The following is a 14,672-nucleotide window of genomic DNA, read 5'->3' on the forward strand; positions in this document are numbered from 1 at the left end:
ACCATTAATATTTCGTCTATTCAGTTAGTTAAGCGTTCTTCTGATAGCTAGTTGCCATCTTAACGGTCAGTTTCAGTGCATTTTCCATTGCCGGAATAGAAGCGATATTCTTTCCGTAGATATCAAATGCTGAACCATGGTTCGCTGTCGCTATAGGAATTGGAATACCGCCTTGAACCGTTACACCGCGGTCAAAGCCCATCATTTTTAAAGCAATGGCGCCTTGGTCGTGATACATAGAAACAATCGCGTTTAAGTTCTGTTTTTCAACCGCCCACATAGTCGTGTCACCAGGGAATGGACCACACGCTTGAATCCCTTTTTGCTTTGCTTTTTCAATTGCAGGAGAAATAGTTACGATCTCTTCGTCACCAAACAAGCCGCCTTCACCACCATGTGGGTTAAGTGCTTGAACCGCAATTTTAGGCTCTTCAAACCCAGCAGATTTCAATGTATTGTTCATCAGCTCAATGGTTTCTAATACCGTATTAACGGTTAGATTATCGACCACGTTTTTAAATGGGATATGAGACGTTACACGCCCAGCCCAAATGTCATCAACAACGTTAATTTCGCAGCCAAACCCTTTAAAGCCTGTGAGTTCAGCAAACCATGAAAGCTCGTCACGGTGTTGAAGCCCAGCTATATGCATCGCTTGCTTATTCAATGGTGCAAAGCAAATACCGTGTGTTTTGTGCGCTAGAGTTAAGTCGACGGCGATCTTTAAAGTTTCAAGTACGTACGTTCCACCCTGCTCTGTTGCCACGCCATATTCGATAGGTGCCGCATGAGAGCTTGTGAACTTCAGCAGTACCGGCTTGCCTGACTCAAAATTCGCGTCTTCAAATCGCTCTACCACATCGTATTCAAACGATACCTGTGCGATGTCCATCCCTTTTCGTAGCTCGTACTCATCGGCAATGATCAGAATATTGCTAAGTTCACGACTCGACTGTTGATTTAGTACTTTTGCTGCAACCTCTGGGCCGATGCCTGAAGGGTCGCCTAATACGAGAGCAATAGTTGGTTTAGTCATTATTAAAATCCTTGTACGTTAGTTGTATACATAATCTACGAATCCAACAGACAGCGCTGGAACATATGTCGCTAGTAGAAGTACTACGAACAACACACCAATAAAGAGAACATTGACTTTGGTTACTTGCCAGATATCACGTTTCGCAATAGAACATGCCGTGATTAATACGCTCGCTACTGGCGGTGTTTGTTGACCAATAGAGATGTTAAGCGCCAACATGATGCCGAAGTGAATTGGGTCGATGCCTAGCTCATGAATAAGTGGAAGAACAATAGGTACCGTTAAGATGATTGCTGCTGCGCCGTGTAGGAAGATACCGACAATAAGTAGCATGATATTTAGCATCATCAGTACAACGTATTTGTTTTCAGAAATACTTAAGATACCTGCTGCCATCGCCTGCGGTACTTCTTGCTCGGTAAGGAACAAACCCAGCACTGCAGAAGTCGCAACTAGTAACATGACAACCGATGTACCTGTAACGCCTTCAAGCGCTGCTTTGTAGAACAGCTTCAGATCCATTTCTCGGTAAATGAAGACACTGATAACCAGCGCTAGAAGAACCGCAATACCCGCTGCTTCTGTTGCCGTCATAAAGCCAGACATAATGCCGCCAAGAATCGCAACTGGAAGTGTCAGAGCCCAAAAAGCATCTTTAAAAGAAGACCATAATTTGCGCAAACTAAACGACTCTTCACGAGGTAGATCGTATTTCACCGCGTAGTAGTAGCACACGCCAAACATACCTGCAGCGCCTAACAGTCCTGACAAAATACCTGCAACAAATAGTTGAGAAATAGAGACATCGGCCATCGCACCGTAAATAATTAGAGGCAAAGAAGGAGGAATGATGACGGCAAGGGATGCAGATGACGACGTTACCGCAGCAGAAAAGCTACCTGAATAACCACGTTTTTTCATCGCAGGAATCAAGATTGAGCCTAGCGCCGCAACATCAGCCACAGCCGAGCCTGAAATCTCAGCAAAGATCATTGAAACGCCGACGTTAACCATAGACAGGCCACCGCGTACGAAACCAACAATCGAGTTTACGAAATTGATAAGGCGAAGCGAAATACCACCCGTATTCATTAATGCACCCGCAAAAACAAACAGTGGAATCGACAATAGAGTAAATTTAGACCCGCCTTCAAACATGGCTAAGGCCGCGTTGTAGATAGCATCCATGTCTGAAGTAAGTACCATTCCGACAACGGCGACAGCACCAATAGCAACACCGATTGGTACATTGATCATCACCAATCCGATCAAACAAGCTAAAACGATTAATGCACTCATTTCACAGCCTCCATAACTTCTTTCATCTCTTCCTTGGCATCACGTATCGCTTCTTCAATCTCTTCTTCTTCACGAGTCGAACCTTTACAGACCAAAGCCCAAGCTTGAGGGAGCGAACACAACTGCGCGATTACAAATAAAACAGCACCAATCGGGAGTGCAGATTGAGCGAATGCTAAAGTAATAAAATCAAGACTGGTGAGGGTTTCATCACCAAAGATTTGAAGGATGTAATAGCTAGCCCATGCAATCACAACAAAGAAACCAATAACGATGACTTCGCTGAGTATGAAAATAGATTTTCTAGCCACTGGGGTCATTTTTGCGACTAAGCCGCCAAAGCCCATATGTGCACGCTTTAACGCACACAGCGCCGAACCGTAGAAGGTTAGCCAAGCCAATAGAATTGCAGAAACTTCATCATACCAATACAAAGAAGCGCCGCTAAAACGAGAAAAAACCGCCACAATAATGATGGCGCTAAGAGAAAGCAGTATCGTCATAGATATAGCGATAAGGACTTTTTCTAACATATTTGAAATGGTATTTATGCCAGCAAGAAAAGACATCATAACCCCTCGCAAAATTACAGAAAAAATCACAGCTTGCTCTGTCTAGCAAGCTGTGAGGACGATGGTTTACTCAGCGGTTTCCATCGCGATGGTTAGCATGGCTAGACCATTATTTACATTCTCTACAAAGTCATCGTAGATAGGTTGGCTTGCATCAACGAACGCTTTACGGTCAGCAACGTTCAGTTCCATACCACCTGCAACTAACTTATCTCTAAGCTCGCCTTCCAGTCTTGACGCCTCTTTGTAACCCCATTGCTGAGCATTTTTTGAAGCATCTTCAATGATTGTGCGAACTTCTTGTGGCAGTTTTCCGTAATGGCGAGAGCCGGCAGTTAGGTACGCTGGTGTGTACACGTGGTTTGTTACACTGACGTAACCTTGTACTTCATGAAGCTTCGCAGCATAGATGTTGGTGTACGGGTTTTCTTGACCGTCGATAACACCGGTTTGCAGACCAATGAAGACTTCACTAAAGCTCATTGGCGTTGGGTTAGCACCCCAGTTTTTAAACATTTTCACGCGCCATGAACTGTTTGGCGTACGAATTTTCAGGCCTTGTAGATCTTCAGGAGTATTGATTGGGCGTTTAGCATTTGTGATGTTACGGAAACCATTTTCCCAGAAACCAATGACTTGGTAGCCTTTCTTTTCAGCCGCAGGAGCAATGTATGGCCAAAATACTTTCTCTTCGATTTTAGCTACGTGCTCACGGTCAGATACTAAGAACGGCAATTCAAAAAGCGCCATTTCTGAAACGTGTGTCGGCAATGTCGATGTTAACAACGCCAAATCAACGGTGCCTAACTTCAGTTTCTGTTGAACGTCTTTATCTTTACCTAGTTGCGCAGCACCAAAGAATTTCATGCTGTAGTCGATACCAGCTTTCTTAAACTCTTCGTTTGCGTATTCAGTGAAGTACTGAGTAGTGTTGTATTGAAGTGATCCAAGTTGTGCGCTAGTCGCCACTTTTAAATCTTTCGCTAAAACAGCAGACGACATCAGCGAGGTTAATGCGATTGTTGTATATGTAATTGTTTTATTTTTCATTGTTTTATCCACGTTATTCCATTAATCAGTTTGTTATTGGGGGTAATAATCCACGTTATGCAATAAACTCTTTCTCTATCTCCTTGATTCTATTTACCTTCGGGGTTGATGGTCCATCGGTGAACTCGGCATCTAACCACGTATCAAGAATGGTTTTAGCTAACTCTTGACCGATTACGCGAGATCCCATCGTAATGATTTGCGCATCATTACTTTTTCTTGCTCGTTCCGCTGAAAAGGTATCGTGACAAAGCGCCGCGCGAATACCTGGTACCTTATTGGCCACAATCGACACACCTATTCCAGTGCCGCATAAAATAATGCCTCTAGCGTGCTTCCCTTCTGCTACCGCTACACTGACTGTTTTTGCGATGTCAGGGTAAAGCTCGGCTTTTTCTGGGTTCACGCCATAATCAACGTACTCAATTCCTTTTGCAGTTAAATGCTCTTTTAAGCACTCTTTTAAATCTACTGCTGCATCATCACATCCAATCGCTATCATATCTTCTTCCAACGTTCATTTGAGCACCACAAGTTACAAATGATATTGCACTTATTCTTTTGAACATGACATATTCTCATTACACAAATGAGATTTCGATCACTTGAATTTAGCAAAACATTAACATTTACGTGATCAGATCTGCTTTATATATAAAGTTATCAAGAAGAGCGAACTAGTAAGGGGGGAATCAAACACAAAGAAAACATACCCAATAAAACCTCTATATAACAACAAGTTATAACTCACCAAAAACCCTATTAACACTTAGTTACATATTTGCCATATCTTTCATTGGTAAGTATTTTGTTAGTATGTCTAGATTATGAAATAACATATAATCAAATGGACTTGTCATAATCTGATAGAGGATTCATATAGAAACACTACGTTCAAATGTTTTCATCAATGAACATAAGAACAGTTGGTTAAGTTTTTGCGCAGAATTATGGGAAAATCCTCAATCACTCGGTATAAATGTAATTAATGCGAAAGGCGATCTACGGAGAGAATGAAATCAATGTCTTTATCGCTTAATATACTCAACGATTTAAAACCAATACCTATGACCAATGACTCTTTAGGATATGTATGGAAGTAACGAACATAGAGCAAACGGAAGAAACCAACCTATTGACTGAGATATCAGTGGCCTACTACCAAGATGGCGCAACTCAAGAAGAGATATCTAAAAGGTTTGGTTTGTCTCGCGTAAAGATTGGTCGACTGCTAAAGCGAGCAAGAGACAAAGGTATCGTCGAAATCAAAGTGAAGTATCACCCTGTATTTGGTGCGAAACTCGAAGAGCAACTTAAAGAAAAGTTTGGTCTTAAGCGAGCACTCATTGCCCTTGATCAGCCGACAGAAGATGAACAACGTGTTTTATTGGCCGGTGTTGTGTCGACCTATCTATCCTCTACCTTAAAAGACGGGATGATCATTTCTATTGGTCAAGGACGTAACGTTTCTGCTGTTTCTGAGCATATCGGCGTGGTAAATCCAAAGAAGTGTACCTTTGTTTCCAGTATTGGCGGTATTCACCCTCGTGGAGGCATGCTTAACGCAGACCATATCTCTCGTCGTTTCGCTAAGACATTCGGTGGCGTGAGCGAAACACTCTATGCCCCTGCTCACATTCGCAACCCTGAGCTTCGTGCCGCTATTTTGGAAGATGAAACCGTTCAACAAACTATGGACATGGCCAAGAAGTCAGATGTTGCTTTAGTCGGTATCGGTGATCTTAATGAAAGTACCTATATGGTTAACTTAGGTTGGTTCTCAGTACAAGAGATGGTAGAAGCGCGTATTCAGCAAGGTGTTGTTGGAGAAGTGGGTGGTTATGATTTCTATGATATTAAGGGCGAAGTGCAAGATACGAAGATGAGTAATCGTGTCGTGGGGTTAACGATCAGTGATTATCAAAAAATCCCTCAGGTTATTGCTATAGCCTCTGAGAGCAGTAAGCCACTCGCCATTCTTGGCGCACTTCGAACAGGTGCAATCGACGTTCTCGCAACCAGCGTTGCGAATGCTATTACCATTTTGAATCTAGAAGCTCAAAAGTAACGGCATTTATCGAGCATTGATGATTGGTTAAATTACAATAGATATAATAAAGGCGCTATCATCAGCGCCTTTATTTTGTCTTAATCTTTAGCTTCTTCATTTATACGGTCCAGGTTAGGCTTGTTGCTAACACGATTAGTGCAGTAACTGAGTACATTCCAACAATGGCGAGAACCTCTTTTACATGACGGCTCAGTACTTTACTAACCTGTTCTTTGCTATCAAGTACGTTTGTTTCTAATACTAGTGAGTTATTCATAAAATTCTCTCTCTGTTTATTCATCAATTCAATTAAGTGGTTACATTATGCACTTAATCTCAAATGAGATCCAGATCACAGTGTAATTAAATTACATTTTATGCGGGTTATTTAAGCACCCATACGCTACCCAGCTCTTTATCACCTAATTTTCATTCTATTTTCGTTTTAAAATTACATAAATTCGAGCGTTCACATTTTGTTACCTGATAACTGGTGATTATCAGCGATATAACTAGAACTGTTAAACCGAGGATGTATAATCCAAACCAAGTTAAAAAAACACCGTTTTATTAGAAAGATTACTTGAGAGTCAACCATGAAAACTTTATTAAAAACTTCTTTAATCGCTGCTTTGTCTTTACCTCTTCTTACTGGTTGTGTAACTCCTGGTGAAGATGATCCAAATGCGGCAACTAAACAAGGCGCTGCAGGTGGAGCGCTACTCGGTTTAACTCTGGGTGCGCTAACTGGCGAACCAGAACTGGCTGTTAAAGGCGCAATTGCAGGCGGTGTTGCAGGTGGCGTTGCAGGTTCAGCGGCTGATATGCAGAACAACCGTGAAAACATTCGCCATGACAGCCGTGATGAAGCAATTGCAAACATTGCTGCAGGAAACGGTAACCAAGGCACTACACAAAATCAGAGCTGGGACGAGCTAAACAACTTCGTTGGTGACTGGAACGTAAGTATTCGTAACCACACTGAAAATGCTATCGAAATTGATGCAATTACAGCAGCCGGCAAACTGGTTAAAACAACTCAAGCTGATGTTACCCTTACTAATGCTGAAGGTGTTGACCTTATTGCTCAGTTCTCTTACACGGCAGATCAAGGTTACCAGTTCCACTTCACTAATAACGCGAAAAACGTAACAGTAAGCTTTGCTGGTGAGTTTCAACCTCAGTCTAATCGTTACCAATTCTATCCAACTAACATCAATGATGTGATTTACGAGGGCGTCGATTCTGGTGATATCCGTTTTGAACTAGGCTTCGCTGGCACAAATGTTTGGATGATGGACACTTATGCCTACATCGACGGCAACGAAAAGAAGGTTCAAACTTTCCGTTTTAACAAAGTAAACTAACTCGAATTAGTTACCCACACGAACAGTTAAAAATGCGACCTTTAAATAAGGTCGCATTTTTTTTTATCTAAAATCACGCCCCTACTCCGTAACGATTTGAACTCAGTACACTATTTGCCCATTCAATATAAAAATTGCTACGCACCGTATCTCGTTCTTTGATAAATTAATAAAAGCTCTAAGCCTCTAATTTTTCTTAGAGGGATCATTAGCGTAAGGAGTTCTCTATGAAGATTATTTTCCTGCATGGTCTCTACATGCATGGTGTTGCCCTACTCCCTTTGAGCCAGCGCCTCGATAAACTGGGTTACCACACTGACGTACTCAGCTATAACACTGTAAACATCAATTCTGAACACGTTTTCAAGCAGATTGACACGCTATTAGACCCTTTCGAAACCAATGTGTTAGTTGGTCATAGCCTTGGTGGATTGATGATCAAACATTATCTTGCTAGCCGAACGCCCTGTAGAGCAAAAATATCTCATGTAATTGCGATTGGCTCTCCGATTCAAGGAGCGTCCATAGCTGAAAAGCTAACCGATTTAGGCTTTGGTGCGTTTTTGGGAAATTCTACCGAGCATGGTCTTGAGAAACATGAAGACAAATGGGAGTTTCCACAAAAACTGGGCTGCATTGCAGGAACACTTTCAATTGGTTTAAGACCAATATTGCTGGGAGGAGAGATGTTATCGGATGGAACAGTGACGGTCGAGGAGACAAAAATAGTGGGTATGGCAGATCATTTAACGATGAACAGCAACCATACCAGCTTGCTATACAGTAATTTTATACCGAATCAGATTGATCACTTTATTCAGTTCAACTGCTTTAAACAATCAGATAAAGCTGATGTAAGTTAAACTGGCAGTTATTAAAGGGGATATAAGAGCTAGTCGTTACAACTTATCAATGTATTCAGCACTATAGAAACCATCTTTCAAATCCACTTTCTTAATTGCAGAAGGTGATAGCTCATCGTTGTAGACAAACAAAACCCCTTTACTAACGACATAACAGTCACCTTTCGAATACTGGTTTGTCGAGCACTCTTTAAAGCCATAAGCAACCTTAGGAGGAGTCACTCCAAATGCTTGCTGAAGCACATGGGTAGTTTGTGCCACTGCTGAGAAAGAGACCAATAGATAAGCTGAAACAATAATTTTTTTCATTTTTCCCCTCTATTGCATATATATATGCAACAACGACAACAGTAAGGTAACGTATTTTGATAATAGATCAATATTTTCGAATCGTATTATAGATATATGCAATGCCATTACAAGCGATTGATTTCGGTTATCTTATACGTAGCACACGAATACAAAACGTTATCGGTGAACGACAGAAAGAATCTTGTGAATGAATGGGATAACCATAAAGAACGTCACTACAGATTTATCCAAGTAAGATGCTCCAAAATTAGCTGAATAAAAGCAGCAAAAACGGATGTGATCAGTGTTGTAACCAGTAACAGAGAAATGATGTTCATTTGCTTCTCACGACATAGATTAAATAGAATAGGAAAACCCGTCTTGCATGGACACAAGACGGTAAAACCCTAAGCGCCAACTTACTAACTCATCCATGAATCAGCCGGTTTTCATGAAGTACCTTGTTATCAATATAAGGTAATTCTGAAAACCCCTACCCTTAGATAGAAGGCCGCATTAAACGATTTGCTCCGACGTTGAACACATATCGTTAAGACTGTGCGCTTTGTATATCTCCCACAACCCTAATGTATTCAAATATTTTGTATCTATTAAATTCCCACACCAGTATACAGAATGCCAGACCGTATGATTATAATGTTTGCTACACCTTTTACAAGCACCAATACGATAAAAGGCTACCTAAAGGCAGCCTTTTATATCCGTTCTGAGTTTTCAGATCGTATTTAAGTACTTATTAACTCTTGCTCTCTGTTGGTTCTATACCTTCGATTTTTCGTTCATCTTTAAAGCGAGCATGATATTCAATCATGAAGTCTTCACGGATCTGCTGCTCTAAATGCGAAGCTTGTTCAGTTGGGCAAAAAATCATGTAATGCACAGACTGCTCTCCTGTTGGCAAACTGGTGATATGTATGTGCGGCTCAGAGCCTGGTAAATCCACACCAGCATGTTTTTCTATCACGATGTTGTAACGACGAGCGACTTCAATAAACTCTTCACAGTGTTTATCAATCTTCAAGATTAACCCATCGAGCATTGGGTAGAGGTTAACAAAGTCTTTCACCACAATTTCAAAGCTGTGATAAACGTAACGCTTCATGAAGTTGAGGTTCTTTACTGGGTAGGTAAAGAACATGCTGTTGGGGAGTGTGGCGGTCTTTCCAGTATAGTGGTATTGACCATGGTACAAATCAATCTCTTGAATGACCGTTGCCATGAGGTTGTGCTCTATGACTTCACCGCTGATCTTACCCACTTCAATCCAGTCGCCAATTCGAAAAGAGCGTGAACTTGCCCGTTGGATTGAACCTGTAAAACAGAGGATGATCTCTTTGGAAGCAACAACAATAGCCACCGCAATCGCCGTTACTGAAAGTGCAAACTCGGCAATCTCAGATTGCCACAGCATAAAAATGGAGATAACCAGAATGCCAAACGCTCCGTTCTTAGTGCGCGACATCCACTTTCGTTGGTCTTCTGTCAGAAATAGCTCTTCACCGCGAATGCCCGACAAGACAAGCCTGCGGATCATAATAATGGTCAAGAAGATCAAAGCACTGGTTAAGCCCTTGTGCTCTGCTAAAAAATCAATTACGAGGTAAAACTGCTCCACCCACTACTCCTTATCAAGCAATTTATAAATGACAAAAAGCAGAGTATCATTACTCTGCTTTCAATTTACCTACCACTGCATAATTCTTACTTATTCGGAGGGTAGATCACCTTGTTTGAATACAACCAGTGCACGACGATTTAACGCGTTCGCTTCTAATGTTTGTTCTTGTGTGACTAAGTTAAGCTCACCAAATGCCTTCACTTCCCAGACAAACTGGCTTGGGTCTAACTGAGTCTGCAAGTATTCTAATACAGCTTGGGCACGTTTCTCTGCTAGTTTTTCGTTATAACTCAATGAACCTTGTGCATCCGTATGCCCTGCGACTAAAATTCGACCATTCAAGTCTGTTAGGTTACCTACGAACTCATCTAAAGACGTTTTGTCTGTCTCTTTTAACTCATATTTGTCAAAGTCAAAGTGCGAGGTCATCGCGACAAAGACTTTACGCTCTGGTTCTGGAGGCGCACAGAAAGCATTTTCTTCTTGGGTTTGAGTCTGTTCAAATACAATATAAGCACGTCTATTTTGTGCATTAGCTTCCAGTGTCTGACCTTCGGCAATCGGCTTGTTTTCGCCGTAGTGTTTTAGCTCCCAATCGTAGCGCGTGCCATCCAATTTCGTTTGCATATACGCCTGAACCGCTTCTGCTCGGCGCATTGAAAGCTTTTCATTGTAATCAGAACTGCCTTGATAATCGGTATGCGCGACAATAGCGATTTGCCCATGAAGGTGCTTAATACTGCCGATCAGCTGATCAATCGCTGCGTGGTCTTCTTGTTTAAACTCAGACTTATCAAAATCAAAATGCTCTGCAATCGCGATACGAATATCTCGTTCAGGGACGATACATTCACGGATCAAGAACTTCTCGACGTTCGGATCGCCAAACTTGTCCATATTCTCCTTGCTCACGTATGTATCGCTCGAACAACCTGAAGCCAAAACAATAGCCGCAACACTTAACCCTAGAAATATCGGTTTTATACTCATTGCATTATGTCCTTATATCTTGCCGACTAAGTTTAAGAAGAAGCCTGTCGCGTCATAATCGTCATCGTTCGCTAAATTGCTATCAAAGCCTGAGAAGTTATAACCAACACCGACTTTAAAGTTATCAGAAAGGTGTTTATTGAATGATAGTAGTGCGCCGTGCTCCATTTCATCGTTCAAGGTGTCGGTCTTCCAGTGGTATTCACCTGTTACATCCCACTCTTTCATAATGTGGTAAGAAGCACTTAATCCATAGAGGTTGATGTTGCTTTCAACCAACTCGTAACCAGATGCTCGTTCAAACGCCTCCGTTTTATCTTTATGCGCGTATTTAGCCCCGACATCCCAGTGTGCGTCAATGGAGTAAATACCCTCAGCTTCAATGATGTGACTCTGTTCATCAGAATATTCTACGTCACGATTCAACTGATCATAATCGACGATATAGGTGTAACGAGTTAGGAGGTTAAGTCTATCGTTATAAATTGGGCGATATGCCATACCGACTGACGCTTCAATAAAGCGAGCCAGTGTTTCCGAAGTCTCTTTATTCTGTGATTTGGAGTAATTGTACTTACCAAACAGCGTGTACTCTTCCGTCAAATGCTGATTATAACGGTTAGTGGTAACGATTTGGTCGATACGTTTCTTATCGGTATCGACGTTTTCATTGCCTTTATCGACACGGTATTCAATTTTATGTTTTAGGCTTATATCGTCAATGTCGATGCCTGCATTAAATGATACAGCTCGACGATAAGTAATCTCTTTAATTGCTGGATTTTCATCACTTGGCTGTTCTATTTCGCCCTGTTGGTAGCCGATACCGAAATCGACATCGTCGGTCATATCGTAACCAAAGCCGAACGAGTCAATCCGTCCTTTACCGTTGTTCTCGTCAACAAATTGATTTTCTTGATAGAAATCGACACTTGACGTTAAGTCAGCGCGTTGACCAACGATGACGTTGTTTTTGCCTTCATAGTTATCATCAAGGTACGTCACATAGGTGGAATAATCGTCTGTCACGTCATAGGTTGCTGTCGCTTCAGCAGCGGTTCCGCGATCGCCAGAGGTGTATTCCGCGCCCAGTTTGAAGTCTTCCAATACACGAACTTCACCACCGACACTTACACTGTCGTTATCATCATACTCTTGGGTTTGATCGACTGTGGTTTGCCCTTTGATGTACACATTGGTGTCATTGTCCCAGACATAATCAGCCCGCAGACCGAATAGTGAACCTTTACCTTTTTCATCTTCATTATTAAGTTCTTCAACCTGTTTACCTGCAGCTGAGAGCTTAATATTTTCAGTGAGTTTAAACTGCCCTTCTAGTTCAATTTGTTCACTATCAGTTTGCACTTCGCCATCAGTATCTTGTTCAAACATTGAGGTATAGCGCGTGGCAATACTCACTCGGTCAGTCGCTTGTAAACGTAGTTCTGTACCATACGACTCCTGCTCTAAATTGTCGCTTTGGCTTGCATAGCTATAGCCTGCATCTTTATTTTTATACCAAGCTTTTACATCGTTGCCGACAACAGAAAAGATATTTGGTGCAAGATCGTAGAGGTTCGCGACCGCTTTAACTTGAACTGAATCACCTTCCCGCTCTTCATTTGGCCCTGAACCAATTGGATCAAACGTTAAACCGCCATCAAAGGAGACAAAATTGGAGTCAGTTTGCTGACCTTTACTGGTAGCAAACTCGGCCTTGATGTAAGTGCCTTCGGTAGCACGAAGCGTAATGTCAGTACCGTACGCTTCGTAGTCTTGATTATCTTTCTCTTCAGTGGTGTAAGATGCTCCGAGGCCAATATAATCGTTCGCCCAACCTTTGACTCGTCCACCGTAAGCGAGTGCATCTCGTGCGTCTTTCCCTTGAGGTACGTATTCGTAATCTACCGCTAAAAAGTTGTCGTAGCCGTCACTTGGTGAGTCATCGATGACACTACCAAAGTTGTCTGAAATGATGTTATTGAGCGGCTTGGTTAAGATGATTCGGCCTTGATAAGGATCTATCTCATAGTCACGCCCAGATTGTAGAGGTACTTCTTTTTCTACAATGCCACTGTTCTTATTACGAACGCTGATAAAGACCTTGTCACTACCGGGAACGACTTCACCATGGCGTAGGAAGTAAAGTGAACCACCTGTACCTAGAAACTCATCATGGGAATATAAGGTGTCAGCTTCTGAGGTGAATCCAACAATATTTAGACGATCTTCACCATATTTAGTTGTTGCTCGGGTGCGGTAATCGGCTTTAAATCCGTAAAGGCTTCGGTTGTAATCGTTGTTATCTGTTCCTGTCAGCCCAGTATTGTAGTTACCCCACAATACTTGAGACTTGTCGTATTCCAGATCGAAGTAAACCTTACCCTTGGTGTTTACCTCTTTGTGTATATTCGCGCCATCCCCATAATCGCCATAGTAAAGCTCATCATCATCCTCGACGATATCAAATACTGTCGAACTGTCTGATGCAAATGGGTGTTTAAAGAGATCTTTTACTTGACCCTCTTTACTATCAAAGTGAGTCGTTACTCTTAGTTTATCGCCAAATTTACCTTGCCCAAAATAGGCAATACGACCTTGGTTATAGATATCTTCATGGTACTGATCATCAACGCCTAAAGCCCCTGTATTACCAGTGACTCGATTTTTACCCACGTAGAAATCGGCTAAGCCCGCTTGGGCATAGTAAGTGTCAGGAATTCGTACGTAAAGCTGGTAACGACGCTCATCGCCATTATCAAAAATGACTTTGGTTGGGAAAAGGTAGGCATCTGCAGGTAAGAACTGTTCGGCGTACAACTCGCCATCTTCGATATCGAACTCATCTTCACCAATAATAACTTTATCGACGCCTTTAAGCCCGGTTCCCATGAACTTTGCCAGACCTGAATCGGTCGGAATATTGTGACGCATTAACTGGGCGCGACCTAGGTGTCTGCCCTGTTCTTCTTCACCAACGTTTTTATCAATGCTCACTTCAGAATCAGGTCGCACAAGGTCCATAACACCAACCGTTGTGACGTCTAGGTTTCCATCTTTGTCCCAAACCTTTAAGCGAAACTGCAATTGCTGACCAACATTAAATTCATAATTCACATTGGTTTCACCATCCCAACTAACATCGAAATCATTTGCAAGCTCTTCACCCTCTAATACAGCAAGTGGCTCTGAGAGGCTTCGATCTTGACCTCGGAAAACTTCAATCTGGTATTTTGAAATGTAGTAGCTGTAGTTGGTCGTGATAGTAAAGCTTACTTCATCAAGCAGCTTTCCTTCTTCCACTTCCAGTTCGTCACCAATGCTGACATCGAGCACGGGATTAAAACGAGTGATATCACGGCTTGCCCAAATAGCACCCTCTTCAAGATAGATACGTGAGCTATCCTCTTGCTCATGAGCCACGACCTCTATCTCCATAGAGTCTGAATCGATAACTTCTAATCCACTGGTGTCCTTAGCCGTAACAAGCATAGGAATCGCACTAAGAATAC

13 protein-coding genes are annotated in these 14,672 nt (G+C 42.0%); 3 read left to right on the forward strand and 10 right to left on the reverse strand.

The window, feature by feature from the left end; all coding sequences use genetic code 11:
• Positions 1 to 28: 28 nt before the first annotated feature.
• From L4C54_RS13150 to rpiB, 5 genes are all read right to left on the reverse strand, one after another.
• Positions 29 to 1,036 (reverse strand): 4-hydroxythreonine-4-phosphate dehydrogenase PdxA, encoded by a 1,008-nt coding sequence (locus L4C54_RS13150; RefSeq protein WP_428808555.1) that lies wholly within the window; start codon positions 1,034 to 1,036, stop codon positions 29 to 31.
• Positions 1,037 to 1,054: 18 nt separating this feature from the next.
• On the reverse strand, positions 1,055 to 2,338 hold the full coding sequence (locus L4C54_RS13155; RefSeq protein ID WP_428800562.1) for a TRAP transporter large permease: 1,284 nt from the start codon (positions 2,336 to 2,338) through the stop codon (positions 1,055 to 1,057).
• Positions 2,335 to 2,910, reverse strand: a complete 576-nt coding sequence (locus L4C54_RS13160; protein ID WP_428800563.1) for a TRAP transporter small permease — start codon at positions 2,908 to 2,910, stop codon at positions 2,335 to 2,337. Before L4C54_RS13160 ends, L4C54_RS13155 begins: the two co-directional genes overlap by 4 nt.
• Before the next feature lie 66 nt (positions 2,911 to 2,976).
• On the reverse strand, positions 2,977 to 3,960 hold the full coding sequence (locus L4C54_RS13165; protein ID WP_428800564.1) for a TRAP transporter substrate-binding protein: 984 nt from the start codon (positions 3,958 to 3,960) through the stop codon (positions 2,977 to 2,979).
• A gap of 55 nt (positions 3,961 to 4,015) precedes the next feature.
• The gene (rpiB, locus tag L4C54_RS13170) at positions 4,016 to 4,462 is read right to left on the reverse strand and encodes a ribose 5-phosphate isomerase B (RefSeq protein WP_428800565.1); all 447 of its coding nucleotides are present in this window, start codon (positions 4,460 to 4,462) and stop codon (positions 4,016 to 4,018) included.
• Between the two features lie 591 nt (positions 4,463 to 5,053).
• On the opposite strand from rpiB, the gene L4C54_RS13175 reads away from it, so the two are divergent.
• Positions 5,054 to 6,028, forward strand: coding sequence for a sugar-binding transcriptional regulator (locus tag L4C54_RS13175; RefSeq protein ID WP_428800566.1), 975 nt, complete (start codon positions 5,054 to 5,056; stop codon positions 6,026 to 6,028).
• 100 nt (positions 6,029 to 6,128) lie between these two features.
• Here the strand turns inward: L4C54_RS13175 and L4C54_RS13180 are convergent, their stop codons facing one another.
• A complete protein-coding gene (locus L4C54_RS13180) occupies positions 6,129 to 6,287 on the reverse strand; it encodes a hypothetical protein (protein ID WP_428808556.1) in 159 nt (52 codons plus the stop codon).
• Positions 6,288 to 6,606: 319 nt separating this feature from the next.
• Between L4C54_RS13180 and L4C54_RS13185 the strand changes: the two genes are divergently transcribed.
• Both L4C54_RS13185 and L4C54_RS13190 read left to right on the forward strand, forming a co-directional pair.
• A complete protein-coding gene (locus tag L4C54_RS13185; protein WP_428808557.1) occupies positions 6,607 to 7,377 on the forward strand; it encodes a YMGG-like glycine zipper-containing protein in 771 nt (256 codons plus the stop codon).
• Positions 7,378 to 7,604: 227 nt separating this feature from the next.
• Complete coding sequence (locus L4C54_RS13190) at positions 7,605 to 8,240, forward strand: esterase/lipase family protein (RefSeq protein WP_428808558.1); 636 nt, start codon at positions 7,605 to 7,607, stop codon at positions 8,238 to 8,240.
• A gap of 36 nt (positions 8,241 to 8,276) precedes the next feature.
• Here the strand turns inward: L4C54_RS13190 and L4C54_RS13195 are convergent, their stop codons facing one another.
• The 4 genes from L4C54_RS13195 to L4C54_RS13210 form a co-directional block, all read right to left on the reverse strand.
• On the reverse strand, positions 8,277 to 8,549 hold the full coding sequence (locus L4C54_RS13195; RefSeq protein WP_428808559.1) for a hypothetical protein: 273 nt from the start codon (positions 8,547 to 8,549) through the stop codon (positions 8,277 to 8,279).
• 739 nt (positions 8,550 to 9,288) lie between these two features.
• Positions 9,289 to 10,167, reverse strand: coding sequence for a mechanosensitive ion channel family protein (locus L4C54_RS13200; protein ID WP_428808560.1), 879 nt, complete (start codon positions 10,165 to 10,167; stop codon positions 9,289 to 9,291).
• Positions 10,168 to 10,257: 90 nt separating this feature from the next.
• Positions 10,258 to 11,160, reverse strand: a complete 903-nt coding sequence (locus L4C54_RS13205) for an OmpA family protein (protein ID WP_428808561.1) — start codon at positions 11,158 to 11,160, stop codon at positions 10,258 to 10,260.
• Between the two features lie 12 nt (positions 11,161 to 11,172).
• A complete protein-coding gene (locus L4C54_RS13210) occupies positions 11,173 to 14,652 on the reverse strand; it encodes a hypothetical protein (RefSeq protein ID WP_428808585.1) in 3,480 nt (1,159 codons plus the stop codon).
• Between the last annotated feature and the right edge of the window lie 20 nt (positions 14,653 to 14,672).

Source organism: Vibrio lamellibrachiae (assembly GCF_050337265.1).
Taxonomy (GTDB): Bacteria; Pseudomonadota; Gammaproteobacteria; order Enterobacterales; family Vibrionaceae; genus Vibrio; species Vibrio kyushuensis.